Origin of the sequence: Pseudescherichia sp., assembly GCF_031998825.1 — a bacterium.
Taxonomy (GTDB): Bacteria; Pseudomonadota; Gammaproteobacteria; order Enterobacterales; family Enterobacteriaceae; genus Pseudescherichia.
Genome location: NZ_DAMACX010000009.1, coordinates 16,038 through 42,902, shown reverse-complemented (window position 1 = coordinate 42,902; position 26,865 = coordinate 16,038). Strand labels below are relative to the sequence as shown.

The window sequence follows — 26,865 nt, the reverse complement described above, 5'->3', positions numbered from 1 at the left end:
CTTTTTTGAAGTGTGATGTAACGCAATTCGTTACATATTCCATTCGCTATAGTCTCTTCGCGAACATCTTTTAGCCAAACAATAATCACCCCTACGAGGACGTTATTATGTGGAAGCGCTTACTTCTGGTCACAGCAGTCTCAGCAGCCATGTCGTCTATGGCAATGGCAGCCCCATTAACCGTCGGTTTTTCGCAGGTCGGCTCCGAGTCCGGCTGGCGTGCCGCTGAAACCAACGTCGCGAAAAGCGAAGCCGAAAAACGCGGCATTACGCTGAAAGTCGCCGATGGTCAGCAAAAACAGGAGAACCAGATCAAGGCGGTGCGCTCCTTCATCGCCCAGGGGGTGGATGCCATCTTTATTGCTCCCGTAGTGGCGACCGGCTGGGAGCCGGTGCTGAAAGAGGCCAAAGACGCGGAGATCCCGGTGATCCTCCTCGACCGTTCCATTGATGTGAAAGATAAGTCGCTCTATATGACCACCGTTACCGCCAACAACGTGCTCGAGGGCCAGCTGATTGGTGAGTGGCTGATTAAAACCGTTGGCGATAAGCAGTGTAACGTCGTTGAGTTGCAGGGCACGGTAGGGGCGAGCGTGGCGATTGACCGTAAAAAAGGGTTCGCTGACGCCATCGCCAAAGCACCTAACATTAAAATTATTCGCTCCCAGTCCGGCGACTTTACCCGCAGCAAAGGTAAGGAAGTCATGGAGAGCTTTATTAAAGCCGAGAACAACGGCAAGAACATCTGCATGGTTTACGCCCATAACGACGATATGGTGATCGGTGCCATTCAGGCCATTAAAGAGGCGGGTCTGAAGCCAGGCAAAGATATTCTGACCGGCTCCATTGACGGCGTACCGGATATTTTCAAAGCGATGATTGACGGTGAAGCCAACGCCAGCGTCGAGCTGACGCCAAATATGGCTGGCCCGGCGTTTGATGCGCTGGAGAAATTCAAAAAAGATGGCACCCAGCCTGAAAAAATGACCATGACCAAATCGACGCTCTACCTGCCGGATACGGCGAAAGAAGAGCTCGAGAAGAAGAAAAATATGGGTTACTGAGCCTGAGCGTCATGGGCCATGGTAAACATGGTTTTGTAGGCCTGATAAGCGTAGCGCCATCAGGCAATGCCGCGCCGGATGGCGACGCAGGCGTCTTATCCGGCCTACAGGATGCTGTGGCATCACGTATCAGGTTCGTTTCGGGGAGGCCATCATGACCACCGACCAACACCAGGAAATTCTTGCTACCGAGGGATTAAGTAAATTTTTCCCCGGCGTAAAGGCGCTTGATAACGTCAACTTCAGCCTGCGCCGGGGCGAAATTATGGCCCTCCTCGGAGAAAACGGGGCCGGTAAATCGACGCTCATCAAGGCGCTGACCGGCGTCTATCATGCCGATCGCGGCGTTATCCGCCTCGAAGGGCAGGAGATCTCGCCTAAAAATACCGCCCATGCCCAGCAGTTGGGCATCGGGACGGTCTATCAGGAGGTTAACCTGCTGCCGAACATGTCGGTGGCGGATAACCTGTTCATCGGTCGTGAACCACGGCGCTTTGGCTTTTTGCAACGTAAAGAGATGGAGCGGCGCGCTACGGCGCTAATGGCCTCCTATGGCTTCTCCCTCGACGTGCGCGAGCCGCTGAACCGCTTTTCGGTGGCGATGCAGCAGATCGTCGCCATCTGTCGGGCTATCGACCTCTCGGCGAAGGTGTTGATCCTCGACGAGCCTACCGCCAGCCTCGACACCCAGGAGGTGGCGATGCTCTTCACCCTGATGCGCCAGCTGCGCGCTCAAGGGGTAAGCCTGATCTTCGTCACCCACTTTCTCGATCAGGTGTATGAGGTGAGCGATCGCATCACCGTCCTGCGCAACGGCGGCTTTGTTGGCTGCCGGGAGACCCGCGAGCTGCCACAGATTGAGCTGGTAAAAATGATGCTGGGGCGCGAGCTGGAGACCAACGCCCTGCAACGGGCGGGCCGGACGCTGCTCAGCGACAAGCCGGTGGCCGCCTTTACTGACTTTGGTAAGAAGGGAACTATTGCGCCCTTTAGCTTCGAAGTGCGTCCCGGTGAGATCGTTGGCCTCGCCGGGCTGTTAGGCTCCGGGCGGACCGAAACCGCGGAGGTGATCTTCGGCATCAGGCCCGCCGACAGCGGTAGCGCCACAATCAAAGGCAAGCCGCAGACGCTGCGTTCGCCGCATCAGGCGTCATGCCTGGGGATCGGCTTCTGTCCGGAGGATCGCAAAACCGACGGCATTATCGCCGCGGCCTCGGTGCGGGAGAATATCGTTCTCGCTCTGCAGGCCCAGCGCGGCTGGCTGCGGCCTATTCCTCGCCGGGAGCAGAACGAGATCGCCGAGCGCTTTATTCGCCAGCTGGGTATTCGCACCCCCAGCGCCGAGCAACCGATTGAGTTTCTCTCCGGCGGCAACCAGCAGAAGGTGTTGCTCTCCCGCTGGCTGCTGACCAAACCCCAGTTCCTGATCCTCGACGAGCCGACACGTGGCATCGACGTAGGGGCGCATGCCGAAATCATCCGGCTTATCGAAACCCTGTGCGCCGACGGCTTAGCGCTGCTGGTGATCTCCTCCGAGCTGGAGGAGCTGGTCGGCTATGCCGATCGGGTGATCATCATGCGCGACCGCAAGCAGGTGGCAGAGATCCCGCTCGCGGAGCTGTCGGTTCCGGCAATCATGAATGCCATTGCGGCATAAGGAGTAGAGTGTGATGCCCCGTTCCCTTCCGCAAACCGGCCAGCCGAAGCGGCGCATAAGCTGGCCGATGGGTATGCCGCAGCTGCTTGCGCTAATCCTGGTGCTGGTGGCTGACAGCCTGGTTGCGCCGCATTTTTTCCAGATCGTTCTGCAGGATGGGCGGCTGTTCGGCAGCCCCATCGACATTCTTAACCGTGCCGCACCGGTCGCGCTGCTGGCGATCGGCATGACGCTGGTGATCGCCACCGGCGGGATCGATCTCTCCGTGGGGGCCATTATGGCCATTGCCGGGGCGACGGCGGCCTCGATGACCGTGGCCGGTCACAGCCTGCCGATTGTGCTGCTGGCGGCGCTTGGCAGCGGCGTGCTGGCCGGGCTGTGGAACGGCGTGCTGGTGGCCATTCTCAAGATCCAGCCCTTCGTTGCCACGCTGATATTGATGGTTGCCGGGCGCGGGGTGGCGCAGCTGATCACCTCCGGGCAGATCGTCACCTTCAACGCGCCCAGTCTCTCCTGGCTCGGCAGCGGTTCGCTGCTGCTCTTCCCGACGCCGGTGATGATCGCCCTAATAACGCTGGTTGTTTTCTGGCTCTTTACCCGCAAGACGGCGCTGGGCATGTTTATCGAAGCGGTGGGGATCAACATTCGTGCGGCGAAAAACGCCGGGGTGAATACCCGGGTAGTGGTAATGCTGACCTACGTGCTGAGCGGCATCTGTGCCGCCATTGCGGGCATTATCGTTACGGCGGATATCCGCGGGGCAGATGCCAACAACGCCGGGCTGTGGCTGGAGCTGGACGCCATCCTCGCGGTAGTGATCGGCGGTGCATCGCTGATGGGCGGACGCTTCAACCTGCTGCTGTCGGTGGTAGGGGCGCTAATTATCCAGGGGATGAATACCGGGATCCTGCTGTCAGGCTTCCCGCCGGAGCTGAACCAGGTCGTGAAGGCCGTCGTCGTGATGTGCGTACTGATTGTACAGTCGCCGCGCTTTATCGACCTGATTAAGAGGAGCCGTGGTCATGATAAAACGTAACCTGCCGCTAATGATCACGCTCGGCGTGTTCGTTCTCGGCTATCTCTACTGCCTGACCCAGTTCCCCGGCTTTGCCTCGACGCGGGTCATCTGCAATATTCTGACCGATAACGCCTTTCTGGGGATCATCGCTGTCGGCATGACCTTTGTGATCCTCTCCGGCGGCATCGACCTGTCGGTGGGGTCGGTGATCGCCTTTACCGGCGTCTTTCTGGCAAAGGCAATCGGCTTCTGGGGGATCTCGCCCCTGCTGGCCTTCCCGCTGGTGCTGGTGATGGGCTGCGCCTTCGGTGCCTTTATGGGCCTGCTGATCGACGCCCTGAAGATCCCGGCGTTTATCATCACTCTCGCCGGCATGTTCTTCCTGCGCGGCGTCAGCTACCTGGTCTCTGAGGAGTCGATTCCGATTAACCACCCGATCTACGACACTCTCTCCAGCCTGGCGTGGAAAATTCCCGGCGGCGGTCGCCTGAGCGCGATGGGGCTGCTGATGCTGGCCGTGGTGGTGATAGGTATCTTCCTCGCCCACCGCACGCGCTTTGGTAACCAGGTCTATGCCATCGGCGGCAGCGCCACCTCGGCCAACCTGATGGGCATCTCCACCCGCAGCACCACAATTCGTATCTATATGCTCTCTACCGGACTGGCGACGCTGGCGGGGATCGTCTTCTCCATCTACACCCAGGCGGGCTATGCCCTCGCGGGGGTAGGGGTAGAGCTGGACGCCATCGCCTCGGTGGTGATTGGCGGCACCCTGCTCAGCGGCGGCGTGGGCACCGTATTAGGCACGCTGTTTGGCGTGGCGATCCAGGGACTGATCCAGACCTACATTAACTTCGACGGCACGCTCAGCTCATGGTGGACTAAAATCGCCATCGGCATTCTGCTGTTTATCTTTATTGCCCTGCAACGCGGCCTGACGGTGCTGTGGGAGAACCGCCAGAACTCTCCGGTAACGCGGGTGAGCATTCCGGCAACGAAGCCATAACTTTTTGATATGGTTAAAAAATAGCTAAAGCTTTCCCGGTAGCGGTCGATAACTGTTCGAATCAGCACTATTCACGCTACGAAGTCTCTCTGCTACCGGGATCGCCATCATGCTTAGAACGCTTTCGATTCGCACAGGCCTGCTCTCTCTGCTGGCCGTCATGACGTTACTCCTCCTTCTGGTCAGCGGCATGGGTATTTATGCCCTGAGCCAAAGCTCCTCCTCGCTACAGCGTATTAATCACCTTCAGGGTGAGCAGATGGCGCGCCTCAACGAGGGCTATACCCTGATCCTACGCGCGCGCAACGAGGCCGGGCAGGCGGTGCGCATGATGGAGGTCGGGCTGTTAGACGACGCGGGCAAGTCGGTAAAAAATATCAATAGCGAGGTCGCGCAGGCCCAGAAAGGGTTGCAGGCGACCATCGACGCTGGCGTTGAGGACAAGAGCGGTCAGGCCCTGCTGGCGGCGGTGGCCAAAAGCTACCAGGCCTACAATACCCAGGGCATCGTTCCGATGCTGACGGCGCTCAACCAGCAGAGCGCGGATGACTACTACTCCCTGCTGGAGAATCAGCTGGTGCCGGTATCGCGCCAGTTTGATAACGATATGCAGGCGTTCCTGACGTGGGGCGAAGCGCGCGGCAAGGCGGAAGTGGACGCGGTGCAGACGAGTAAAAAACGGGTGATGGCGCTTATCGTCATTGCCGCGCTGGTGACCGCCGGGATGATTGTGCTGGCGTGGCTGGCGCTGCGCCATATGCTGCTCAAGCCGCTGGATGTCTCTATTCAGCAGCTGGAGCAGGTGGCGGCGGGTAACCTGACGCCCACCCAGGCCGATGCTGCCAGCAAGGAGTTCTCCCGCCTTAACGCTGCGATTGAGAACATGCGCCACGCGCTGGTGAGTTCGGTAACCCGCGTTCGCGACGCCAGCGCCCAGATCGATACCGGCAGCCGGGAGCTGACCGCAGGCAACGTCGATCTGGCCCAGCGCACTGAGTCCACCGCCTCCTCCCTTGAGCAGACTGCCGCCAGCATGGAGCAGATCACCGCCACGGTGAAGCAGAACGCCGCCAACGCCGAGCAGGCACACCAGCTGGCGAAGACGGTCTCTGACACCGCCGACCGCGGCAGCGAAATGGTCTGCTATGTGATTGAGAAGATGCAGGACATCTCCGGCAGTTCGGCACGCATCGCCGATATTCTTAGCGTGATCGACGGTATCGCCTTCCAGACCAATATCCTGGCCCTCAACGCCTCGGTAGAAGCGGCGCGGGCGGGAGAGCAGGGACGTGGCTTTGCCGTAGTCGCGGGCGAGGTGCGTAACCTGGCGAGCCGCAGCGCCGATGCGGCAAAAGAGATCCGTACCCTGATTACCGACTCACAGACTCACGTTGGCGAGGGCAGCAATCTGGCGATGCAGGCCGGCGAGACGATGGACGAGATCGCCAGCGAAGTGACGCGCATGACGAAGCTAATGCGGGAGATTGCTAACGCGTCCCACGAGCAGAGCCGGGGCATTGAGCAGGTGAATATTGCAGTGAACCAGATGGATGAGACCGCCCAGCAGAATGCGGCGCTGGTGCAGCAGTCCTCTGCTGCGACCCATTCGCTGGAACAGCAGTCCCGCGAACTGTTAGCCGCCATGGCTTCGTTTCGTCTGCAGGCCGCGGGCTAACGCAACTTACCCTCTCCAGGCGGAGAGGGTAGCGTAACGGCGTTTTATGCGTCCGGGAATTCGTGCATAAAGCGCTCTACGTCCTCAACCATCGCTTTGGTACCGACGAAGAACGGACGGCGCTGGTGCAGCGACTCCGGAATGATATCCAGAATGCGCTCTTTACCGTCGCTTGCTTTGCCGCCCGCCTGCTCGGCCAGGAAGGCCATCGGGTTGCACTCGTACAGCAGACGCAGCTTGCCTTCCGGATGGGTCGCGGTGCTCGGGTAGAGGTAGATCCCGCCCTTCACCAGGTTGCGGTGGAAGTCCGCCACCAGCGAGCCGATATAGCGCGAGGTGTAGGGGCGGTGCGTGATCTTATCTTCTGCCTGGCAGAACTTAAGGTACTTCTTCACGCCCTGCGGGAACTTGATGTAGTTGCCTTCGTTAATGGAGTAGGTGTTACCCAGCTCAGGGAACTGCATGCGCTCCTGGCAGAGGGCGAAAACGCCAAGGGAAGGGTCGTAGGTGAAGGCGTGCACGCCGCAGCCGGTGGTGTAGACCATAATGGTCGAGGAGCCGTAGAGCACGTAGCCCGCCGCGACCTGCTTGTTGCCCGGCTGCAGGAAGTCTTCCACGGTGACCGGGGTGCCTACCGGCGTGACGCGGTGGTAGATAGAGAAGATGGTGCCAACGGAGACGTTAACGTCAATGTTGGAGGAGCCATCCAGCGGATCCATCAGAACCACGTACTTCGCGTGCTCGTAGCCGTCAAAAACAACGATCTCGTCCTCTTCCTCTGAAGCGATACCGGCCACGATATTCCGCGCGCGTAGCGCCGCCTTCAGTTTCTCATTCGCGAACAGATCGAGCTTTTGCTGTACCTCGCCCTGCACGTTTTCGGCCCCGCTGGCCCCCAGAATATCGACCAGCCCCGCTTTATTAATATCGCGGTGGATGATTTTGGCGCCCAGCTTTATCGCCGACAGCAGCGAGGTCAGTTCCCCGGTAGCATGAGAAAAATCATGCTGCTTCTCGACGATAAATTCACCTAACGTTTTCATAACACTTTCCCTGCAATTAATGTGGAGTAAAGCGACTGTAGCAATACTAACAAAGATCTAAATTAATGCGCACAGGTGAATCGCGCCAGCAATAGTGAGATTCCGCTTAAATGCATTTCTCTGTGCCGGACATGGGGGTAATATGAGCGCCAGTTAAAAGAAGGACAGACGTATGCGCATTCATATTTTAGGAATTTGTGGAACCTTCATGGGCGGGCTGGCGCTGCTGGCGCGTGCTTTAGGTCATGAAGTAACGGGATCGGACGCCAATGTGTATCCGCCGATGAGCACGCTGCTGGAGAAGCAGGGCATCTCCTTAATTCAGGGTTACGACGCCAGCCAGCTCGATCCGGCTCCGGATCTGGTGATTATTGGCAACGCCATGACGCGGGGAAATCCATGCGTTGAGGCGGTGCTGGAGAAGAGCATTCCCTATATGTCCGGTCCGCAGTGGCTGCACGACTTTGTCCTGCGCGACCGCTGGGTGCTGGCGGTAGCCGGTACCCACGGTAAAACCACCACCGCGGGCATGGCGACCTGGATCCTCGAAGCCTGCGGCTACAAGCCAGGCTTTGTGATCGGCGGCGTGCCGGGCAACTTCGATGTGTCTGCTCGCCTGGGCGACAGCCCGTTCTTTGTGATTGAGGCCGACGAGTATGACTGCGCCTTCTTTGATAAGCGTTCCAAGTTCGTGCACTACGCGCCGCGCACGCTGATCCTCAACAACCTTGAGTTCGATCACGCCGATATCTTCGACGACCTGAAGGCGATTCAGAAGCAGTTCCACCACCTGGTGCGCATCGTGCCGGGGCAGGGCAAAATCATCCTGCCGGAGAGCGACATCAACCTGAAGCAGGTGATGGCGATGGGCTGCTGGAGCGAGCAGGAGCTGGTAGGCGAGCAGGGCCACTGGCAGGCGAAAAAACTCACCACCGACGCCTCGGAGTGGGAAGTATTGCTGGACGGCGAGCGCGTGGGCCAGGTGAAGTGGGATCTGGTCGGCGAGCACAACATGCATAACGGCCTGATGGCGATTGCCGCTGCCCGCCACGTTGGCGTCACGCCTGCGGACGCGGCCAACGCCCTTGGCGCCTTTGTGAACGCCCGCCGCCGCCTGGAGCTGCGCGGCACCGCCAACGGCGTCAGCGTCTACGACGACTTTGCCCACCACCCGACCGCGATTCTGGCTACGCTCGCCGCGCTGCGCGGCAAGGTCGGCGGCACGGCACGCATTATTGCGGTGCTGGAGCCGCGCTCAAATACCATGAAGATGGGCCTCTGCAAGGACGATCTGGCGCCGTCGCTGGGCCGCGCCGATGAGGTCTTCCTGTTACAGCCGCAGCATATTCCGTGGCAGGTGTCGGAGGTGGCAGAGGCCTGCGTGCAGCCTGCCCACTGGCATGGCGATGTTGATGCGCTGGCGGATATGATTGTGAAAACCGCCCAGCCGGGGGATCACATTCTGGTGATGAGCAACGGTGGCTTTGGTGGCATCCACCAGAAGCTATTAGACAAGTTAGCGCAGAAATAGCAGTTGTAGGCCGGGTAAGCGAAGCGCCACCCGGCGTTTACAAACTACTCTTCGGCTTCCGACAGCTCGCGCAGATACTGGAAGATCAGACGCGCGGACTTCGGCGGCTTGTTGCCGTCGCGCTCTTTCTGCGCGTTGCGGATCAGCGAACGCAGCTGCTGGCGATCGGCGTTTGGCCACAGGTTTAACACCTCCGGCACCGCGTCGTCACCCTCGGCGATCAGGCGATCGCGAATGTGCTCCAGCTTGTGGAAAAACGCCACCTGCTGGTTATGGCGGTTTTTCAGCTTGTCCAGCGCCTGGCGGATCGGATCGACATCGCGCTGGCGCAGCAGTTTGCCAATCAGCTGCATCTGGCGGCGGCGGCCCTCTTTCTTGATACGCTGCGCCAGCTCAATGGCGGCGCGCAGATCGTCATCCAGCGGGATCTTGTCGAGGGCGTTCTTGCCCAAGTCTACCATCTCTGCGCCGAGGCGTTTTAACTCTTCCGCATCGCGCTTAATTTCACTTTTACTGACCCAGATGATCTCATCATCTTCATCGTTGATATCATCACCGGGTACGTCGTCGAGCCAGTCATCGGGCTGCTTGGTCATCTCAGGCTCCTTAAAAAAGAGGCTAATACTAACACCCTGGGAGCACACTGAGAATGGGTTCTCTGTTAGACTTCTTTAAAACTCCCCTTACATTATGGCATTGGCGATGAAAGTAATCACACAAGTTGCAGAGCAACGCAAAGCACTGGAAGAGGCCGTCTCCACCGCACTGGGCTTAGCCGCAGGTAAATCAGACGGTGCGGAAGTCGCGGTATCGAAGACCACCGGTATTAGCGTCAGCACCCGCTACGGTGAGGTGGAGAACGTTGAATTCAATAGCGACGGTGCGCTGGGCATCACCGTTTATCATCAAAACCGCAAGGGCAGCGCCTCGTCTACCGACCTGAGTCCGGACGCGATCGCCCGTACCGTGCAGGCGGCGCTGGATATCGCCCGCTACACCTCGCCGGATCCCTTTGCGGGCGTCGCCGATCGCGAGCTGCTGGCCTTTGACGCGCCGGATCTGGATCTGTTCCACCCGGCGGAGATCTCCCCGGACGAGGCCATTGAGCTGGCCGCCCGCGCTGAGCAGGCGTCGTTGAAGGCGGACAAACGCATCACTAATACCGAAGGCGGCAGCTTCAACAGCCACTACGGGATAAAAGTCTTCGGTAACAGCCACGGCATGCTGCAAAGCTACAGCTCCAGCCGCCACTCGCTCTCCAGCTGCGTCATCGCGGAAGAGAACGGTGACATGGAGCGCGACTACGCCTACACCATCGGCCGTGCGATGGAAGATCTGAAGAGTCCGGATTGGGTCGGCGAGGAGTGCGCCAGACGTACCCTGGCACGCCTTGCCCCGCGCAAGCTCTCGACGATGAAAGCCCCGGTGATCTTCGCCAACGAAGTAGCTACCGGACTGTTTGGCCACCTCGTTGGGGCCATTGCCGGCGGTGCGGTCTACCGTAAATCGACCTTCCTGCTGGACTCTCTCGGTAAGCAGATCCTACCGGAGTGGCTGACCATTGAAGAGCACCCGCACCTGCTGAAGGGGCTGGCCTCAACGCCGTTCGACAGCGAAGGCGTGCGCACCGAGCGCCGGGACATAATCAAGGATGGCATCCTGACCCAGTGGCTGCTAACCAGCTATTCGGCGCGCAAGCTGGGGCTGAAAAGCACCGGTCACGCGGGCGGCATCCATAACTGGCGTATTAAAGGCCAGGGCCTTAGCTTCGAGCAGATGCTGAAAGAGATGGGCACCGGGCTGGTGGTCACCGAGCTGATGGGCCAGGGCGTGAGCGGCATTACCGGCGATTACTCCCGCGGCGCGGCGGGCTTCTGGGTAGAGAACGGTGAAATTCAGTATCCGGTGAGCGAAATTACCATCGCTGGCAACCTGAAAGAGATGTGGCGCAATATGGTGACCATCGGTAACGATATTGAAACACGCAGTAATATACAGTGTGGTTCTGTGCTGCTGCCAGAGATGAAGATCGCCGGGCAGTAAGCCATTTTAAAAATAATAAAAGGACATGAGCAATGCGGAAAACGTTGTTAGCGATGTTAGCAGTCTCCTCTTTCGTTCTGGCCTCCTCTGCCGCGTTTGCGGCAGATCTGGACGAGGATATGGAGACCCTCAACGACAATTTGAAAGTAGTACAGAAAACCGATGACGCGGCAGAGATGAAGGATGCGTTAACCAAGATGCGCACCGCCGCGCTGGACGCGCAGAAAGCGACCCCACCGAAAATGGAAGATAAAGCGCCGGACAGCCCGGAGATGAAGGACTTCCGTCACGGGTTTGATATTCTGGTTGGTCAGATTGACGGCGCGCTGCAGCTCGCCAACGCCGGTAAGGTTAAAGAGGCGCAGGCGGCAGCGGAAGAGTTTAAAACCACCCGCAATACCTATCACAAGAAGTTCCGCTAATATAACGGCGGGAGTCACCTCCCGCCTTGCCTGTTTTATTCCACTCCGCTATCAGGGTTATTATTGGCCTCGACGACCTTTACCTCCGCCGGGGAAATAGCCTGCTGCAGATCCTGCCGCGTTATTCGCTGCCCGGACAGGGTGTCAATAATCTCTTCGCTGCCGTTTGGGTATTTAGTGACTGAGATGAGACGGCCGCCATACAGCGGAATACCGGTTAATTCCATCGTATAGTCGGTCTTCTTTATCTCCTCTTTTTTTATCTGCTGCTGTTGATCGATCTCATCCTGCGTTTTAGACGTCAGCGTAATCTTCGTGCTGCTGTCGTCAGAAGGAGTCGTATTATTATCGCTATTAATCTCTGCTAATTTGCTGTTATTTAGCAGAGTGGATGGGTTATCGCCGTTAGATAAATGCGAATCACCCTGCGCACTGACGGCGCTTATTTTTTCTATGCTATTCATCATCATCTCCGAAAAATACTATGCTGTGCGAAACGCAGGGGAACGGGATCCCCAGGGGAGGTGACTACATCTGCGTTGGGTAAACGAGACAGAAAAGTTATCGGCAATAGCGGGAAATGATTTAATAAAAGCCTGCGCCAGCTTAGCGCAGGTAGTGAACAACCTGATTGCTGCTGCCGCGCCAGATCAGCATCGGATCTTTCAGGTCTTGCATAAACTTACCGTCAATAAGCACGTTAATCAGATCGACGACGGCCATCTGATCGCGGTTCAATTCATCCATCTTATAGCCGGTCCAGACCCAGATATCCTTTCCAGGGCACTCCGCGCGAATACGCTGCACCAGCCGGAGAATATCCGGCACGTTTTCGGGATGGAGCGGATCGCCGCCGGAGAGCGAAATGCCCTGGCGTTTGATCCGCGTATCGTTGAGATCGCGAATAATCTGGTCTTCCATCTCAATAGTAAACGGCTTGCCGGAGTGGAGCCGCCAGGTGCTCTTGTTATAGCAGCCGACACATTCGTGCACGCACCCCGAGACGAATAGCGTGCAGCGCGTACCGGGGCCGTTGACAATATCGACAGGGTAATATTGGTGGTAACGCATTACCCAAGCTGCCCGTTGCCCAAATGCTTGACGCGGCGCTTAACCTCTTCCTGTTTGCCAGCGTTGAACGGGCGTGCATCCGGGCTGCCTAAATAGCCGCAGACGCGGCGGGTCACCGAGACGCGGGCGGCATCGTGGTTGCCGCATTTCGGGCAGGTAAAGCCTTTGCTGGTGCACGCGAACTCGCCGGTAAAGCCGCACTCGTAGCACTCATCGATCGGCGTATTGGTGCCGTAGTAGGGCACGTGCTGGTAGCTGTAATCCCAGACATCCTCCAGCGCCTTCAGGTTGTGCTGGATGTTTGGATACTCGCCGTAACAGATAAAGCCGCCATTGGCTAACGGTGGGTAGGGCGCTTCAAAGTCAATCTTGTCGTAGGGGTTAACCTTCTTCTCAACGTCGAGGTGGAAGCTGTTGGTGTAGTAGCCCTTATCGGTGACGCCCGGCACCACGCCGAACTCGGCGGTATCGAGACGGCAGAAGCGATCGCAGAGATTTTCACTCGGCGTGCTGTAGAGGCTAAAGCCGTACCCGGTCTCCTCTTTCCACTGCTCTACCGCCTGGCGCATCCGCTCGACGATAGCGATACCTTTGGCGCGCAGCGTCTCGCTGTCGTACATATGCGTGTCGCCAAACAGGGCGTTAATGGTTTCGTGAATGCCGATATAGCCCAGCGAAATCGACGCACGACCGTTTTTAAAGATGGAAGAGATCTCGTCGTCGGCCTTCAGCCGCACGCCGCACGCCCCCTCCATATAGAGAATAGGGGCCACGCGGGCCTTTACCCCTTCGAGGCGGGCGATACGGGTCATCAATGCCTTGCGTGCCAGCGCCAGACGTTCATCGAGCAGCGTCCAGAACGCCGCCTCGTTGCCTTTCGCCTCCAGGGCGATGCGCGGCAGGTTCAGGCTGATGACGCCGAGGTTGTTGCGCCCGTCGTGGATCTGCTCCCCGTTCTCATCTTCATAGACGCCGAGGAAGCTGCGGCAGCCCATCGGCGTTTTAAAGGAGCCGGTCACCTTCACCACCTGGTCGTAGTTGAGGATATCCGGGTACATGCGCTTGCTCGCGCACTCCAGCGCCAGCTGCTTGATATCGTAGTTGGCGTCGCCAGGCTTGTGGTTTAGCCCATCGCGGATGGCGAACACCAGCTTCGGGAACACCGCCGTTTTGCGGTTTTTACCGAGGCCGGCAATGCGGTTGCGCAGAATCGATTGCTGGATCAGACGTGACTCCCAGCGGGTGCCCAGTCCAAAACCGAAGGTGACAAAGGGCGTCTGGCCGTTGGCGGTGTGCAGGGTATTCACCTCATATTCCAGCGACTGGAAGGCGTCGTAGCACTCTTTCTCGGTGCGGGAGCGGGCGTAGCCGTCGGCGTCGGGGATCTGCCACGCCTCGGCAATCTCACGGTGCTTATTGAAGCTCTCGGTGACGAACGGGGCCAGCACCTCATCGATACGGTTGATGGTGGTGCCGCCGTAGATGTGGCTGGCAACCTGGGCGATGATCTGCGCGGTCACCGCCGTGGCGGTAGAGATAGACTTCGGTGGTTCGATCTCGGCGTTGCCCATCTTGAAGCCCTGGGTCAGCATCCCTTTCAGGTCGATAAGCATGCAGTTGAACATTGGGAAAAAGGGGGAGTAGTCGAGATCGTGGTAGTGGATATCTCCGCGCTCGTGGGCCAGCACTACGTCACGCGGCAGCAGGTGCTGACGGGCGTAATGTTTGGCGACGATACCGGCCAGCAGGTCGCGCTGGGTCGGGATCACCTTGCTGTCTTTGTTGGCGTTCTCATTGAGCAGGGCGGAGTTGGTCTGCTCCACCAGGCCGCGGATCTCCTGATTCAGGCGGCCGCGCTTCTCCCGGGAGATATCGCGATCGTGACGATACTCGATATAGGCCCGGGCCAGCTGCTTGTAGGGACCGGACATCAGCTGGTTTTCCACCGCCGTCTGGATCTCGCTGATGTCTACCTGCGATCGCGCCTGCATCTGCTCTCTGACCACCTCTGCGACGGTAGCGCAATAGTCGGCATCCTCAACGCCCGCCGCAGCGGCGGCGCGCAGAATCGCTTCCCGAATACGCTCTGATTTGAACTGTACCTTACAGCCATCTCGCTTCATCACATGCGGGGTCATGATCTCTCCATAGTTAAAATGTTATCCACGGCAGTGTTGGAATAGTAGACGATTACTACAATATGTAGCGCCGGGACGGCATTTTAAGTGCTACATATAGTGATTTGCATCAAACAAGTTTGCGATTTTATTGACGCAGGACAAGGTAAAACGGGGAGCGTATGAGAGACGGGCACTGAGGGAAATGTAAATGTTATAGAGTGAAATTCGTTCTGGCAGAGTGATGTTAACGTAACTATTTTCAGACCAGTTGCACAATACCGTATCCGAGGGCGCAGATAATCAGAACGATTATGATCCAGCAAAACTGGTAAAACGCATTATTTGCTCCTAAGCCATAGCGGGCGAGAGAGGTATTTTCTGGTTTAATGTGTTTTGCCGATATAGCGCGAAAGCGGCGGATATAGTGAAGGCAGTAGAGCAGGAACAGGGGAATAATCAGCGCGCCGATAGATTTAGAGAGGGCAAGGGTCAGTAGCAGGGCAACAGCAATCGTGCCCAAAAAGACCCTACCGGCGTTAGACTCTGCCTGTTTTAACTCACGCCTGATACCATCAGCGTGTAACGCTTGCCAACGGCGAAGCGTGCTTATGCTGAACCCATATTGCTCGCACAGTAGCTTGTCGGGCACGCCGTTTTTGGACTGGTAAAGAAAGTCGGCAATTTGCTCAGCGGTAAAACGTGCTTTTGCCATTAACGTTCTTCTCTGGCTGGGCAGGAGGCGTAGAGCCGGGCGTCATTGCGCCGCCCGGCGCTGCACGGACGATTAACGACGCACGGCGATCGCTTCGATCTCGATCTTCACGTCTTTCGGCAGACGGGCCACTTCCACGCAGGAACGCGCCGGGAAGGCCGCCTGATGCTCATTAAAGAACGCTTCGTAGGTCGCGTTAACGGTAGCGAAGTCGTTCAGATCCTTCACGAATACCGTAGTCTTAACAATGTTGCCTACCTTCAGGCCTGCGGCTTCAACGATAGCCTTCACGTTCTCCAGCGACTGGCGCGCCTGAGCGGCGATATCGTCCGGCACGCTGCCAGTTTTTGGATCGACCGGGATCTGACCGGAGGTGAGGATCATGCTGCCGAGATCGACCGCCTGAACATAAGGACCAATGGCTGCCGGTGCATTTTCCGTCGCGATAATTTTTGTCATCATTTCTCCTGAAGCGAATGGTAGTGAGGTTCCGCGCCATTATAGGCAGCGCGGAGGGGATGACCAATCTGAATTAGATGATGTTTGTTAATGCTTAGTTCGCCAGCACCACCGTATGGGAGAACTCTTTTTCACAATATTTGCACTTCAGGGCGATGTCATTGGCGCGCTGTTTCACCGCAAAGCTAGAGAACACCGGCTCGGCATGGCTGATGCAGTTGCTGTTGGGGCAGATCAGCACCGCCTCGATGCGCGCCGGCAGGTTAGGCCGCGATTTGCCTACTACCTCATAGTCGTCGATGCGGTTTACCGTGGCGTGTGGGGCGTAGAGCGCCAGCTGATTAACCTGCTCGTCGGTAAGGAAGGTGTTTTCAATCTTAATCAGATCCTTGCGGCCCATCTCACCCGAGGGCAGGTTCAGGCCGATGGTGATCCGCTGATCGGTTTCGGTCAGCTTAAACAGGGTCAGGAGCTTAAAGCCCACCTGGGCCGGAATATGGTCAATCACCGTGCCGCACTTGATCGCTTCGACCTGCAGTTTATTGTCGTGTGTCATCTCGTTTTCCCCCTCTCTTAGGCCAAATCGCGGTTGAGCACCAGCGCCAGCAGCGCCTGACGCGCATAGATACCGTTGCCAGCCTGCTGGAAGTACCAGGCGTGCGGCGTCTTATCTACGTCGGTGGCAATCTCATCGACGCGCGGCAGCGGATGCAGCACCTTCATATTCTCGCGGGCGCTGTGCAGGTCGCTGGCGCGCAGGACAAACTGCGCCTTCACGTTGGCGTATTCGGACGGATCCAGACGCTCTTTCTGTACGCGGGTCATATAGAGGATATCCACCTCCGGGATCACCTCTTCAATGCTGGCGTGCTGGCTCCAGGCAATCCCGCGTTCATCCAGCATATCGAGGATGTACTGCGGCATCGCCAGCGCATCAGGAGCAATAAACAGGAAGCGGTTGCCGTTGAACTTCGCCAGCGCCTGGGCCAGCGAGTGGACGGTGCGACCATACTTGAGGTCACCCACCATCGCGATGTTGAGATTCTCCAGTCGGCCCTGGGTCTCCTGAATGGTAAAGAGATCGAGCAGAGTCTGGGTCGGGTGCTGGTTTGCACCGTCCCCCGCGTTCAGCACCGGAATGCCGCCGGAGAACTCGGTGGCCAGCCGCGCCGCGCCCTCCTGCGGATGACGCATCACGATGGCGTCAACGTAGGTACTGATAACGGAGATGGTATCTGCCAGGGTCTCGCCTTTCTTGCCCAGCGAGGTGTTGCTGCTGTCGGAGAAGCCGACAACGCTTGCGCCCAGGCGGTGCATCGCAGTCTCAAACGACAGGCGGGTGCGGGTAGAGGCTTCAAAGAAGCAGCTGGCGATCACCTTGTGCTTCAGCAGCTCCGGCTGCGGGTTAGCCTTCAGGCTGGCAGCGGTCTCCAGCACCTGTTCCAGTTCTTCGCGGCTGAGATCGTTTATGGAAATGATATGTTTCTGATAGAGCGGATTAGCCATGGTTATCTCCTGACGTCTGCGCAAAAAAAAGCCCCTCAAAAGAGGGGCTATAGAAATAGGTGAGCATTGGGAAGAAAAACGGCAGGCCAGCGCCCTCTTTCAGGCGCGGTGAGACAGTGTGTCGAACGGACTTGACCATGCTTCCTCCCGGCAAATTGTCCGCGATTATACTCAGCTCATAAGGCGAATCAAGGGATCGATGCGCTATTTATCAGAAGCAAACGGTTATTTTGCATATAAATGCATTTTTAGTAGATAGTTAACACGCCTGTACACCTGTGGGGTACGCTGCACATCGCGCGGGGCTACCCAGACGATGCTGCTGCCTGCTACCACGCCAAGGATCTCCGGCAGAGCGTGGTAGTCGAGAATACGGGCCACCGCTCGCCCGTATCCCGCAGCGGTATGAATAAGAATAAACTCGCGATTGTGCTCGACGTTCACCACCATCTCGGAGAGGCAGCGGGCGGCATCCGGTGTCGGTCGCAGCTGGGGATTGAGGGCATAGATACGCTGTCCCTTGGCATTGCGGATCTTAATAATGCCCAGCAGCTTCAGCAGGCGCGACACCGTGGACTGGCTGATGGCGTCAAAGCCGTGCCGCTGGAGATCCCGGCGGATCGCCTCCTGCGACAGATAGCTCTTCTCGGTCACCAGGCGCTGACAGACGGCAAGCTGCTGCTGTTCTTTGGTAGAGCAGTCGCGGTATTCCTTCATACTCTTTACTCCCTGTGGACGTTAAAGCAGCGCGCCGAGGCTTAATATCAGGCAGATCAATACGGTCAAGATCAGCAGCAGCGGCGCGACCCATTTCAGATAGCGGACGTAGGGCACGCGGGCAATGGCCAGTCCGCCCATCACCACCGCCGAGGTGGGGGTGATCAGATTGACAATGCCGGACGCGGCCTGGTAGGTGGTAACCACCAGATCGCGATCGACGCGGGCAAAGTCCGCCAGCGGAGCCATGATCGGCATCGTCAGCACCGCCAGCCCGGAAGAGGAGGGCACCAGAAAAGAGAGCACCACCTCCAGCCAGTACATCACGTTGATAAACACCACGCTGGAGAGGCCGCTCACCACGCCTTCGGCGCTGTGCAGGATGGTATGGGTGATCATGCCCTTGTCCATCACCACCACGATGCCGCGGGCGATGCCGATAATTAACGCCACGCCCAGCAGATCCCGCGCGCCGTCAATAAAGGTGGCGGTCAGCTCCTCCTCGCTCATGCGGGCCAGCAGGCCGGTGATAATGGCCGCGGCGAGAAAGACGCCGGAGATCTGCCCCATCCACCAGCCCAGCACCGCTACGCCGTAGATCATCACCGCAAACGCGAGGGCGAAGATGACCAGGATAAGCTTGCGCGTGCCGGTGAAGGCCAGATCCTGCTGGCGCTTGCCGCCCATGAAGTGGGCGAGGTTCTCCTCCTGCTTGTCCGCAACGATAGAGCGGCTGGGATCCTGCCGCACCAGACGCGCATAGCGCATCACCCACGCGACGCAGATAAGCCAGCCCGCTGCCAGCAGCGCCACGCGCAACCAGATGCCGTGAGTAAACGGAATGCCTGCAGCGTTGGCGGCAATCACCGTGGCGAAGGGGTTAATGGTGGAGCCGAGGGTGCCGATCCCCGCGCCCAGCAGGACGGTTGAGGCGGCCACCAGCGGATCGAAGCGTGCCGCCATCATGACCGGTACCAGCAGGGTGTAGAACGGCAGCGACTCCTCCGCCATGCCGTAGATCGTGCCGCCGGCGGCAAACAGCCCCATCAGGATCGGGATCATCCACTCTTCGCGGCCGCTGAGCTTCTGCGTGACGCGTTCGATCCCGGCGTCGATGGCCCCGGTTTTATTGACGAGCCCCAGAAAGCCGCCGATGATCAGCACAAACAGCGCAACGTCAATGGCGCCCGCCTGGCCAGTATCGGGATCGTACAGGCCGCTGATGGGAGCCATAATAACGGCAACGATCCCCTGCGGCTGGGCGGCAACGGGCGCATAGGTCCCTGCGACGGGAACTTCTTTACCAAGTGTCTCATTCATCACCATCTGGTAGTGCCCGGCCGGGACGATCCAGCTCAGCGCGGCAACCAGCGCAATCAATACAAACAGAATGGTGTAGGCAGAGGGGAATTTGAATCTGCGCATAGGGTTATCTCCCTGTATGGGCGTCGCAGATGCCGCGACGCCCGGGGTGGTTACTCGCCGAGGGTCGCCACCATCACCGCTTTGATGGTGTGCATCCGGTTCTCTGCTTCATCGAACACAATAGAGTGGGCGGATTCGAACACCTCCTCGGTGACCTCCAGCCCCTTCAGCCCGTAGGCCAGCTCAATGTCGCGTCCTACGGTGGTGTGCTCGTTATGGAAGGCGGGCAGGCAGTGCATAAATTTCACCTGCGGATTGCCGGTGGCCTCAATGACCTGCTGATTCACCTGATAGGGCTTCATCAGGCTGACACGCTCGCCCCACGCCTCTTTCGGCTCGCCCATGGAGACCCACACGTCGGTGTAGAGGAAATCAACGCCGGCGACACCCTCAGCAACGCTTTCGGTCAGGGTGATTTTTGCCCCGGTTTCCCACGCAATCTCCCGGCACTGCGCCACCAGCGCCTCTTCCGGCCAGAACGCTTTCGGGGCCACCAGCCGGATGTCCATGCCCATTTTGGCTGCGCCAACCATCAGGCTGTTGCCCATGTTGTTCCGCGCATCGCCCAGGTAGGCAAAGCGCAGCTCAGAGAGGCGTTTACCTGGGGCGTGCTCCAGCATGGTCATCAGATCGGCAAGGATCTGCGTAGGGTGAAACTCGTTGGTCAGGCCGTTCCACACCGGGACGCCAGCGTATTCCCCCAGCTCTTCGACTATCGCCTGTCCATAGCCGCGATACTCAATGCCATCGTACATGCGACCGAGCACGCGTGCGGTGTCTTTCATAGACTCCTTATGGCCAATCTGCGAGCCGCTCGGTCCGATATAGGTCACCTGCGCGCCCTGATCAAACGCGCCGACTTCAAAAGCGCAGCGGGTGCGGGTAGAGCTTTTCTCGAAGATCAGCGCAATGTTTTTACCGCGCAGGGTCTGCTTTTCACGGCCCTCTTTTTTGGCGGCTTTTAGCTCCACTGCTAAATCGATCAGGAAGTGGATCTCGTCTGCTGTAAAATCCAGCAGCTTCAGGAAATTACGTTTTTTCAAAGAGATGTTCATAAATTGTCCTTAATCTGTTTATTGAAGAGGATCGTTGCGGATCAGGGTCCCGCGCTCGCCGGCAAGAATGGCCAGGCCATCTGCCAGAGAGCCGATCCCGGCGATGCCGTCACAGGTCTTAACAAAGCGGCAGCAGGCGGCGACTTTCGGTCCCATCGAACCGGCGTCGAAGGTGAATCCGCTGAGCTGCTGCGGCGTGGCGTGGGTGAGCGGGCGCTGCTCCGGCGTACCCCAGTGGAGATAGACCGCGTCGGCATCGGTGAGGATCAGCAGCGCGTCGGCCTCCAACTGGCGGGCCAGCAGCGCGGCGGAGAGGTCTTTATCAATGACCGCTTCAATACCGTGGTAGCCGTCAGCTTTTTCAACCACCGGCACGCCGCCGCCGCCGTTGCAGATCACCAGGTGACCGCGCTGGAGGAGCGCCTCAATAGCATCGCGATCGACAATGCGCATCGGCTGTGGGGAGGGGACGACACGGCGGAAATAGCGGCCGTCGGCCTTAAAGCACCACCCTTTTTCGGCAGCCAGCGCGTCGGCCTGCGGTTGGTCATAAACCGGACCAATGTATTTGGTGGGATTGGCGAGGGCAGGGTCGGCGGGATCCACCGCTACCTGAGTAAGCAGGACGCTCACTTCACAGTCGGGAAGCTTATTTTTCAGCGACTGTTGCAGCATGTAGCCAATCATCCCCTGGCTCTCGGCCCCTAAAACATCCAGCGGGTAGGGCGTGACGGCGCTATAGGCACTGTTTTGCAGCGCCAACAGTCCCACCTGTGGCCCGTTGCCGTGTACCAGCACCACTCGCCAATGACGGGTAAGCTGGGCAATCACGCCGGCTGCCAGATCGATATTCTTGCGTTGAATGGCGGCTTCCAGCGGCTCGCCGCGTTTCAGCAGGGCGTTGCCGCCAAGAGCAACCACGAGGGTAGGCTTTATCTCGGTTTTCATTCTCTGCTCCTTGCCTTAAATCGCATCGCGTTCCAGCGGACAGCTCATGCAGCGTGCACCGCCGCGCCCGCGTCCCAGCTCATCGCCGGGGATCGGCAGAACGGTAATCCCTGCCTTGTCATATTTCTCGTTGGTCCAGACGTTGCGCTCGTAACCGATCACCACCCCAGGGCGCAGAGTCAGCACGTTATTAGCGTCGTTCCACTGCTCGCGCTCGGCTTCAAAGGCATCGCCACCGGTGGTGATGAGCTGGATCTCCGTGACGCCAAGCGCTTTCTCCAGCGCCCGCAGCAGGGTGGTCTCCTGGCGACGGGCGATCCCGCCGTGACCGTCCGGCGTCAGCGTCCAGCACTGTACGTCCGGGCGCACGACTTCCGGGTAGACGGAGAAGGTATCGATATCGATATGGGTCATCACCGTGTCGAGGTGCATACAGGAGCGATGTTTTGGCAGCTCGACGACGATAACGCGTTCGGCCTGGCGGTGCGTAAAGAGGGCGGAGGCCAGGAACTCAATCCCTTGCGGCGTAGTACGTTCAGACATGCCGATTAATACCGTACCCCGACCAATGACTAATACATCGCCCCCTTCAAGGGTGGCGTGGTCGTAATTGATATCTTCATCGCCGAAATATTTAATAAATTCACCGTTAATAAAGTGCGGGTGCCAGCGGTAGATGGCCCGCAGATTATTGGTTTCGCGCTGGCGGGCCGGTTTCGCCATGGGATTAATCGAGACGCCGTTATATATCCAGCAGGAGGTGTCGCGGGTAAAGAGGTGGTTTGGCAGCGGCTTCATAATAAAATCATTTGAGGTATGAATATCGACAACCATATTGTTAATCGAAGCCGGTATTTCACCGTAGGTCAGCCCGCCGCTTAAACGCCGAGCCAGTTCCCGGTGGGGCATATCCGCCAGCCAGCCGCGCATATCGCTGGCAAAGGCTGGCCCCAGGCGGTAATCAGATACCTGGGTTTGCAGCAGCCAGGCCTTAGCCTCTGGTGTATTCAGGGTTTCGGTTAATAGATCGGTAAGTAACAGAACCTCAACGCCCTGCTCACGCAGCGTATCAGCGAAAATATCGTGCTCTTCACCGGCGCGCTCAACGGATAATACATCATCAAATAACAGCTCCTGACAATTTGATGGGGTTAGCCTTTTTAAACTCAGATTTGGACGATGCAGCATGACGCTACGTAACTGACCCACTTCCGATCCGACGTAGTGTTTTTCCATAACTATTCCTTACGTTTTCCGGCAATAAGAGGGGAGGTTATGAAACGAGTGATTTCATAACGCACGGGGTTCGCTGGATTTCGTGGATATAGTAGATGTCTGTTGCATTAATAATGTGATTCTGTTCACGAGGGAGAGATTGTGGAATAACCCTGGTCAGGTTGTTTGAGATCGTTCAGAGAATCTATTTTTAGTTTAGAGAACGCCATGCATCGCTACGCACTAATCATTTTTAATATTCTGGATTGTTAATGATATGTAGATATTGCCTCGCTATTCACGTAAATATCTATTTGAAAAATAAATAGTTATCTGCATATTTGAATGTTTATGCATAGAGTTTGTATTTTTATTTTTAGACGCAGTGAAAAAGAAAAATAAATATCTCGAGCGGTGCGGGTATTGATGAAGTAATGATATGTGATCCGGCGAAATGTTTTTTTATTTATACTCTTTATTCAGCAGGATATTTTGATGAGATAAGCGTTCGAGGCAGCGCTTATGCAGAGAGCGCGCATAGTATTGCCGTAAGTACTAACATAAATTTAACTTCTCTACCGATAAACATGCGCTACCGCAAGGCTTCGGCAAAAAGCAGTGGTAGGGTAGCCGAAATTCTCGTATAAACGTTAAAAATGAAACGATGTTTTATATCGAGAGGTTACGCATGATCACAGGCAACATTCACAACCTGCAATCCTGGCTGCCGCAGGAGCTGGCCCAGGCCATTGAGTACGTCAAACAGCACGTTAACGACACGACGCCGACGGGCAAGCACGATATCGACGGCTCGCGCCTCTTCTTCCTGCTCTCGGAAGATATGACCGAGCCGTTTGCCAAACGCAGCGCGGAGTATCATGCCCGCTATCTGGATATCCAGATCGTACTGAAAGGCCAGGAGGGGATGACCTACAGCACGTTGCCCGCCGGGACACCGGACACCGACTGGCTGGCGGATAAGGATATCGCGTTTCTGCCGGAAGGTGAGCAGGAGAAGACCGTGGTGCTCAGCGAAGGGGATTTCGTGGTCTTCTATCCGGGCGAGGTGCATAAGCCGCTATGCGCGGTGGGCAATCCGGCCCAGGTGCGTAAGGTGGTCGTGAAGCTGCTGGTGGCGTAATAAGCCACGTAAACGCCGGGCGGCGCTAGCGCTTGCCCGGCCTACGGCAACGAAAGTTTTACTCGGCGAGGGTGGCGACCATCACCGCTTTGATGGTGTGCATGCGGTTTTCCGCCTGGTCGAACACGATGCTGTTTGGCGACTCAAACACCTCGTCGGTCACCTCCATGCCGCCGTGCAGGCCATAGGTCTCCGCCATTTGTTTGCCAAGGGCGGTCTGGTCGTCGTGGAAGGCGGGCAGGCAGTGCAGGAACTTCACCTGCGTATTGCCGGTCAGGGTCAGCATCTGACTATTTACCTGATAGTCGCGCAGCAGCGCGATGCGCTCGGCCCACTTCTCTTTGGCTTCGCCCATCGATACCCACACGTCGGTATAGATAAAGTCTGCGCCTTTCACCCCCTCGGCAATATCCTCGGTCAGGGTGATGCTGCCGCCGTTCTGCTGCGCAAGGGCGCTGCACTCGGTTACCAGGCTCTCTTCCGGCCAGCAGGCCTGGGGTGCCACCAGACGCAGATCCAGCCCCACCAGCGCGGCGGCCTCCAGCATCGAGTTACCCATGTTGTTGCGCGCGTCTCCCGCATAGACCAGCGTCATCTCGTTAAGGGCTTTGCCCGGCAGGTGCTCCTGCATGGTCAGCAGATCCGCCAGCAGCTGGGTCGGATGAAACTCGTTGGTGAGGCCGTTCCACACCGGCACGCCGGCGAATTCCGCCAGTGCCTCGACGATCTCCTGTCCATGACCGCGATACTGAATGCCGTCATACATGCGGCCCAACACGCGGGCAGTGTCCTTAATTGACTCTTTATGCCCGATCTGGCTCCCGCTCGGCCCGAGATAGGTAACGCGAGCGCCCTGGTCGTAGGCGGCAACTTCGAAAGAGCATCGGGTGCGGGTTGAGTCTTTTTCGAAGATGAGCGCGATATTTTTACCAGCCAGCTTCGGTACTTCAGTACCTTGTTTCTTATCGTTTTTGAGCTGGGCGGCGAGCTGGAGCAGAGCGTGAATTTCGGCAGGGGTAAAGTCGAGCAGTTTTAAAAAGTGTTTCTGGTAGAACGCAGACATGTTTCCCTCACATGGCGCAGGCCAATAATTGAATTAAAATTCAATTTATATGTCTAAATATTCATTTGCAAGTCTGTTTAACAAATCTTTTCCGTCAGGAGTGGAGGCATTGGCAACGGTATGTGAAAATAAGAGTATCTGCCGCACATTATGAGGAACAAGCTATGGCAAACCAGGAACATCTGGAAGAGCAGCGTGAAGAGACCCGTTTGATTATTGAAGAGCTGCTGGAGGACGGTAGCGATCCTGATGCGCTCTACACCATCGAGCACCATCTCTCCGCTGACGATTTTGATACGCTGGAGAAAGTGGCGGTAGAGGCGTTCAAAATGGGTTATGAAGTGACCGAGCCGGAAGAGCTGGAAGTGGAAGAGGGCGACACGGTGATCTGCTGCGACATTCTGAGCGAGTGCGCGCTGAATGCCGATCTGATCGACGCTCAGGTAGAGCAGCTGATGACCCTGGCAGAGAAGTTTGAAGTTGAGTACGACGGCTGGGGCACCTACTACGAAGATCCCAACGGCGAAGAGGGCGATGACGAAGACGATGAAGACTACGTCGACGAAGATGATGACGGTACTCGCCACTAAGTAATTAAGTCAGCAATTAAGTAACAGGCTTTGATTGTTCGTGCGGCAGCGCCTGCTGCCGCACTGCAAGGAACTCCATGGACTACGCCCAGATACTCTCCCCAATACACCACTTCCTGCACTGCCCAACGCCTCAGGCATGGATTGATAAAGCCCGCGACCCGGCAAACCTTCCCCTGCTGCTGACTGACCATATGGTGTGCGAGCTTAAGGCCGCGCAGACGGCGATGCTGCTGGTGCGCAAATATGTGGCGGATAAAAGCGGCGGCGATACGCTGCTGGCGTGGCTTAAGCCCTACGAAGCCTTCACCTTTCGTGAGGGGCCGGAGCCGGACTTTGTCGCTCTGCACCGGCAGATTGGTAAGGGCGTGATGCCGCAGACGGACGATCCCTGGGGCCGCCTGCTGATCGACAGCATGGTACTGCTGATTAAAGAGGAGCTGCACCACTTCTGGCAGGTGCGCGAGGCGATGACGGCGCGGAACATTCCCTACGTCAAAATCACCGCCAGCCGCTACGCCAAAGGGATGCTGAAGGAGGTGCGGACTCACGAGCCGCTAACGCTGATTGATAAGCTGATCTGCGGGGCCTATATCGAGGCCCGCTCCTGCGAGCGCTTTGCCGCCCTGGCACCGTACCTCGACGAGGATCTGCAGAAGTTCTATCTGTCGCTGCTGCGATCCGAGGCGCGCCACTACGAGGACTACCTGACCCTGGCCCAGGCGATCTCACCGCAGGATATCACGCCGCGGGTGCGCTTTTTTGGCGAGGTGGAGGCTGCGCTTATCTCAACTCCCGACAGCGAGTTTCGTTTTCACAGCGGCGTGCCGGCCTGATTCAGGCCAGCGATTTTAACATCCGCACTTCACAGTCGACGTGCCCGGTACAGCCCAGCGGTCCGTCGATGTGTTCAAAGCCCAGATGCTCATAGAGGCCAATCGCTTCTTTCAGGAAGGCGGTGGTCTCCAGATAGCAGCGGGTAAAACCCTGCGCACGAGCGTGATCCAGCGCGGCGAGCGCCAGCTTTTTCGCCATCCCCTTGCCGCGTACGGCGGGCAGGAAGTACATCTTCTGCAATTCACAGATATCGGGTTCGCTGCACTGGAGCGGTGCGATGCCGCCGCCGCCCACGACCTGGCCATCCTGCTCAATCACCCAGTAGGCGTGGCCCGGCTGGCTGTAGAGGGCGTACAGCTCATCAAGATTGGGATCGGCAACGGTATAGCCCTTGTCGGCGGTCAGGCCATACTCCGCCGACACCTGGCGAATAACGGCGGCGATAGCCGCGTTGTCTTCAGGCGTGATGCGGCGCATGTGCAGTTGAGTGGCGGTTGCAACATTCATGGTGAGGCTCTTCGTTGATAAGTGCCCCTTACCAGAGAGG

At 57.7% G+C, this 26,865-nt stretch carries 29 protein-coding genes; 11 read left to right on the top strand and 18 right to left on the bottom strand.

Going from position 1 to position 26,865, the window contains the following annotated elements; genetic code table 11:
- Positions 1–107: 107 nt before the first annotated feature.
- From ytfQ to RTP97_RS06370, 5 genes are all read left to right on the top strand, one after another.
- Positions 108–1,064: a galactofuranose ABC transporter, galactofuranose-binding protein YtfQ gene (gene ytfQ / locus RTP97_RS06390; RefSeq protein ID WP_312212493.1), complete on the top strand. Its 957-nt coding sequence runs from the start codon at positions 108–110 to the stop codon at positions 1,062–1,064.
- A 154-nt stretch (positions 1,065–1,218) separates the two neighbouring features.
- Entirely contained in the window at positions 1,219–2,721 is a 1,503-nt protein-coding gene (gene ytfR / locus RTP97_RS06385; protein WP_312411973.1) for a galactofuranose ABC transporter, ATP-binding protein YtfR, read from the top strand.
- 10 nt (positions 2,722–2,731) lie between these two features.
- A complete protein-coding gene (ytfT, locus tag RTP97_RS06380; RefSeq protein ID WP_312411971.1) occupies positions 2,732–3,757 on the top strand; it encodes a galactofuranose ABC transporter, ATP-binding protein YtfT in 1,026 nt (341 codons plus the stop codon).
- Complete coding sequence (yjfF, locus tag RTP97_RS06375; protein ID WP_312411969.1) at positions 3,744–4,745, top strand: galactofuranose ABC transporter, permease protein YjfF; 1,002 nt, start codon at positions 3,744–3,746, stop codon at positions 4,743–4,745. The genes ytfT and yjfF overlap by 14 nt, the downstream gene beginning before the upstream one ends.
- 109 nt (positions 4,746–4,854) lie before the next feature.
- The gene (locus RTP97_RS06370; RefSeq protein WP_312411962.1) at positions 4,855–6,420 is read left to right on the top strand and encodes a methyl-accepting chemotaxis protein; all 1,566 of its coding nucleotides are present in this window, start codon (positions 4,855–4,857) and stop codon (positions 6,418–6,420) included.
- A gap of 44 nt (positions 6,421–6,464) precedes the next feature.
- Here the strand turns inward: RTP97_RS06370 and fbp are convergent, their stop codons facing one another.
- Entirely contained in the window at positions 6,465–7,463 is a 999-nt protein-coding gene (gene fbp, locus RTP97_RS06365; protein ID WP_312411959.1) for a class 1 fructose-bisphosphatase, read from the bottom strand.
- 172 nt (positions 7,464–7,635) lie between these two features.
- On the opposite strand from fbp, the gene mpl reads away from it, so the two are divergent.
- Positions 7,636–8,994 carry a UDP-N-acetylmuramate:L-alanyl-gamma-D-glutamyl-meso-diaminopimelate ligase gene (gene mpl, locus RTP97_RS06360; protein ID WP_312411956.1) on the top strand — a complete coding sequence of 453 codons (1,359 nt, stop codon included), beginning with the start codon at positions 7,636–7,638 and terminating at the stop codon, positions 8,992–8,994.
- A 44-nt stretch (positions 8,995–9,038) separates the two neighbouring features.
- Here the strand turns inward: mpl and yjgA are convergent, their stop codons facing one another.
- Complete coding sequence (yjgA, locus tag RTP97_RS06355) at positions 9,039–9,590, bottom strand: ribosome biogenesis factor YjgA (protein WP_312229483.1); 552 nt, start codon at positions 9,588–9,590, stop codon at positions 9,039–9,041.
- A gap of 94 nt (positions 9,591–9,684) precedes the next feature.
- Between yjgA and pmbA the strand changes: the two genes are divergently transcribed.
- The gene (pmbA, locus tag RTP97_RS06350; RefSeq protein ID WP_312411952.1) at positions 9,685–11,037 is read left to right on the top strand and encodes a metalloprotease PmbA; all 1,353 of its coding nucleotides are present in this window, start codon (positions 9,685–9,687) and stop codon (positions 11,035–11,037) included.
- Positions 11,038–11,069: 32 nt separating this feature from the next.
- Positions 11,070–11,459 carry a cytochrome b562 gene (gene cybC / locus RTP97_RS06345; RefSeq protein ID WP_312411949.1) on the top strand — a complete coding sequence of 130 codons (390 nt, stop codon included), beginning with the start codon at positions 11,070–11,072 and terminating at the stop codon, positions 11,457–11,459.
- Positions 11,460–11,494: 35 nt separating this feature from the next.
- On the opposite strand, the gene RTP97_RS06340 is transcribed toward cybC, so the two are convergent.
- The 13 genes from RTP97_RS06340 to arcA all read right to left on the bottom strand — a co-directional run bounded on the left by RTP97_RS06340 (position 11,495) and on the right by arcA (position 22,708).
- Complete coding sequence (locus RTP97_RS06340) at positions 11,495–11,929, bottom strand: hypothetical protein (protein ID WP_312411947.1); 435 nt, start codon at positions 11,927–11,929, stop codon at positions 11,495–11,497.
- A 136-nt stretch (positions 11,930–12,065) separates the two neighbouring features.
- Positions 12,066–12,530 carry an anaerobic ribonucleoside-triphosphate reductase-activating protein gene (gene nrdG, locus RTP97_RS06335; protein WP_312411945.1) on the bottom strand — a complete coding sequence of 155 codons (465 nt, stop codon included), beginning with the start codon at positions 12,528–12,530 and terminating at the stop codon, positions 12,066–12,068.
- On the bottom strand, positions 12,530–14,668 hold the full coding sequence (nrdD, locus tag RTP97_RS06330) for an anaerobic ribonucleoside-triphosphate reductase (RefSeq protein WP_312411943.1): 2,139 nt from the start codon (positions 14,666–14,668) through the stop codon (positions 12,530–12,532). The genes nrdG and nrdD overlap by 1 nt, the downstream gene beginning before the upstream one ends.
- Positions 14,669–14,909: 241 nt before the next feature.
- Positions 14,910–15,362 carry a transposase gene (locus RTP97_RS06325; RefSeq protein WP_312411940.1) on the bottom strand — a complete coding sequence of 151 codons (453 nt, stop codon included), beginning with the start codon at positions 15,360–15,362 and terminating at the stop codon, positions 14,910–14,912.
- Between the two features lie 72 nt (positions 15,363–15,434).
- Positions 15,435–15,821, bottom strand: coding sequence for a 2-iminobutanoate/2-iminopropanoate deaminase (gene ridA, locus RTP97_RS06320; RefSeq protein ID WP_312411937.1), 387 nt, complete (start codon positions 15,819–15,821; stop codon positions 15,435–15,437).
- 94 nt (positions 15,822–15,915) lie between these two features.
- A complete protein-coding gene (pyrI, locus tag RTP97_RS06315; RefSeq protein WP_312411935.1) occupies positions 15,916–16,377 on the bottom strand; it encodes an aspartate carbamoyltransferase regulatory subunit in 462 nt (153 codons plus the stop codon).
- A gap of 17 nt (positions 16,378–16,394) precedes the next feature.
- Positions 16,395–17,327, bottom strand: coding sequence for an aspartate carbamoyltransferase (gene pyrB, locus RTP97_RS06310; protein ID WP_312411933.1), 933 nt, complete (start codon positions 17,325–17,327; stop codon positions 16,395–16,397).
- Positions 17,320–17,466: a pyrBI operon leader peptide gene (locus RTP97_RS06305; protein ID WP_174435470.1), complete on the bottom strand. Its 147-nt coding sequence runs from the start codon at positions 17,464–17,466 to the stop codon at positions 17,320–17,322. The genes pyrB and RTP97_RS06305 overlap by 8 nt, the downstream gene beginning before the upstream one ends.
- 86 nt (positions 17,467–17,552) lie before the next feature.
- Positions 17,553–18,044 (bottom strand): arginine repressor, encoded by a 492-nt coding sequence (locus RTP97_RS06300; RefSeq protein WP_312411931.1) that lies wholly within the window; start codon positions 18,042–18,044, stop codon positions 17,553–17,555.
- A 21-nt stretch (positions 18,045–18,065) separates the two neighbouring features.
- Complete coding sequence (locus RTP97_RS06295) at positions 18,066–19,469, bottom strand: YfcC family protein (RefSeq protein ID WP_312411930.1); 1,404 nt, start codon at positions 19,467–19,469, stop codon at positions 18,066–18,068.
- A gap of 50 nt (positions 19,470–19,519) precedes the next feature.
- A complete protein-coding gene (gene argF / locus RTP97_RS06290; protein ID WP_312411928.1) occupies positions 19,520–20,524 on the bottom strand; it encodes an ornithine carbamoyltransferase in 1,005 nt (334 codons plus the stop codon).
- 18 nt (positions 20,525–20,542) lie between these two features.
- Positions 20,543–21,472, bottom strand: a complete 930-nt coding sequence (locus tag RTP97_RS06285) for a carbamate kinase (RefSeq protein WP_312411925.1) — start codon at positions 21,470–21,472, stop codon at positions 20,543–20,545.
- Between the two features lie 15 nt (positions 21,473–21,487).
- Positions 21,488–22,708 (bottom strand): arginine deiminase, encoded by a 1,221-nt coding sequence (gene arcA / locus RTP97_RS06280; protein ID WP_312411923.1) that lies wholly within the window; start codon positions 22,706–22,708, stop codon positions 21,488–21,490.
- A 667-nt stretch (positions 22,709–23,375) separates the two neighbouring features.
- Between arcA and RTP97_RS06275 the strand changes: the two genes are divergently transcribed.
- The gene (locus tag RTP97_RS06275; protein WP_312411921.1) at positions 23,376–23,828 is read left to right on the top strand and encodes a YhcH/YjgK/YiaL family protein; all 453 of its coding nucleotides are present in this window, start codon (positions 23,376–23,378) and stop codon (positions 23,826–23,828) included.
- Between the two features lie 58 nt (positions 23,829–23,886).
- Here RTP97_RS06275 and argF (RTP97_RS06270) read toward each other — a convergent pair whose 3' ends face one another.
- Together argF (RTP97_RS06270) and argL are read right to left on the bottom strand one after the other, a co-directional pair.
- Complete coding sequence (argF, locus tag RTP97_RS06270) at positions 23,887–24,891, bottom strand: ornithine carbamoyltransferase (protein WP_312411919.1); 1,005 nt, start codon at positions 24,889–24,891, stop codon at positions 23,887–23,889.
- Complete coding sequence (argL, locus tag RTP97_RS21415) at positions 24,861–24,935, bottom strand: putative translational regulatory protein ArgL (protein ID WP_409455927.1); 75 nt, start codon at positions 24,933–24,935, stop codon at positions 24,861–24,863. Before argL ends, argF (RTP97_RS06270) begins: the two co-directional genes overlap by 31 nt.
- 120 nt (positions 24,936–25,055) lie before the next feature.
- Between argL and rraB the strand changes: the two genes are divergently transcribed.
- Together rraB and miaE are read left to right on the top strand one after the other, a co-directional pair.
- A complete protein-coding gene (gene rraB, locus RTP97_RS06265) occupies positions 25,056–25,481 on the top strand; it encodes a ribonuclease E inhibitor RraB (RefSeq protein WP_312411917.1) in 426 nt (141 codons plus the stop codon).
- Between the two features lie 77 nt (positions 25,482–25,558).
- The gene (gene miaE / locus RTP97_RS06260; RefSeq protein ID WP_409455925.1) at positions 25,559–26,317 is read left to right on the top strand and encodes a tRNA isopentenyl-2-thiomethyl-A-37 hydroxylase MiaE; all 759 of its coding nucleotides are present in this window, start codon (positions 25,559–25,561) and stop codon (positions 26,315–26,317) included.
- A 1-nt stretch (position 26,318) separates the two neighbouring features.
- Here the strand turns inward: miaE and RTP97_RS06255 are convergent, their stop codons facing one another.
- Positions 26,319–26,825: a GNAT family N-acetyltransferase gene (locus RTP97_RS06255; RefSeq protein ID WP_312212519.1), complete on the bottom strand. Its 507-nt coding sequence runs from the start codon at positions 26,823–26,825 to the stop codon at positions 26,319–26,321.
- Positions 26,826–26,865: the final 40 nt, after the last annotated feature.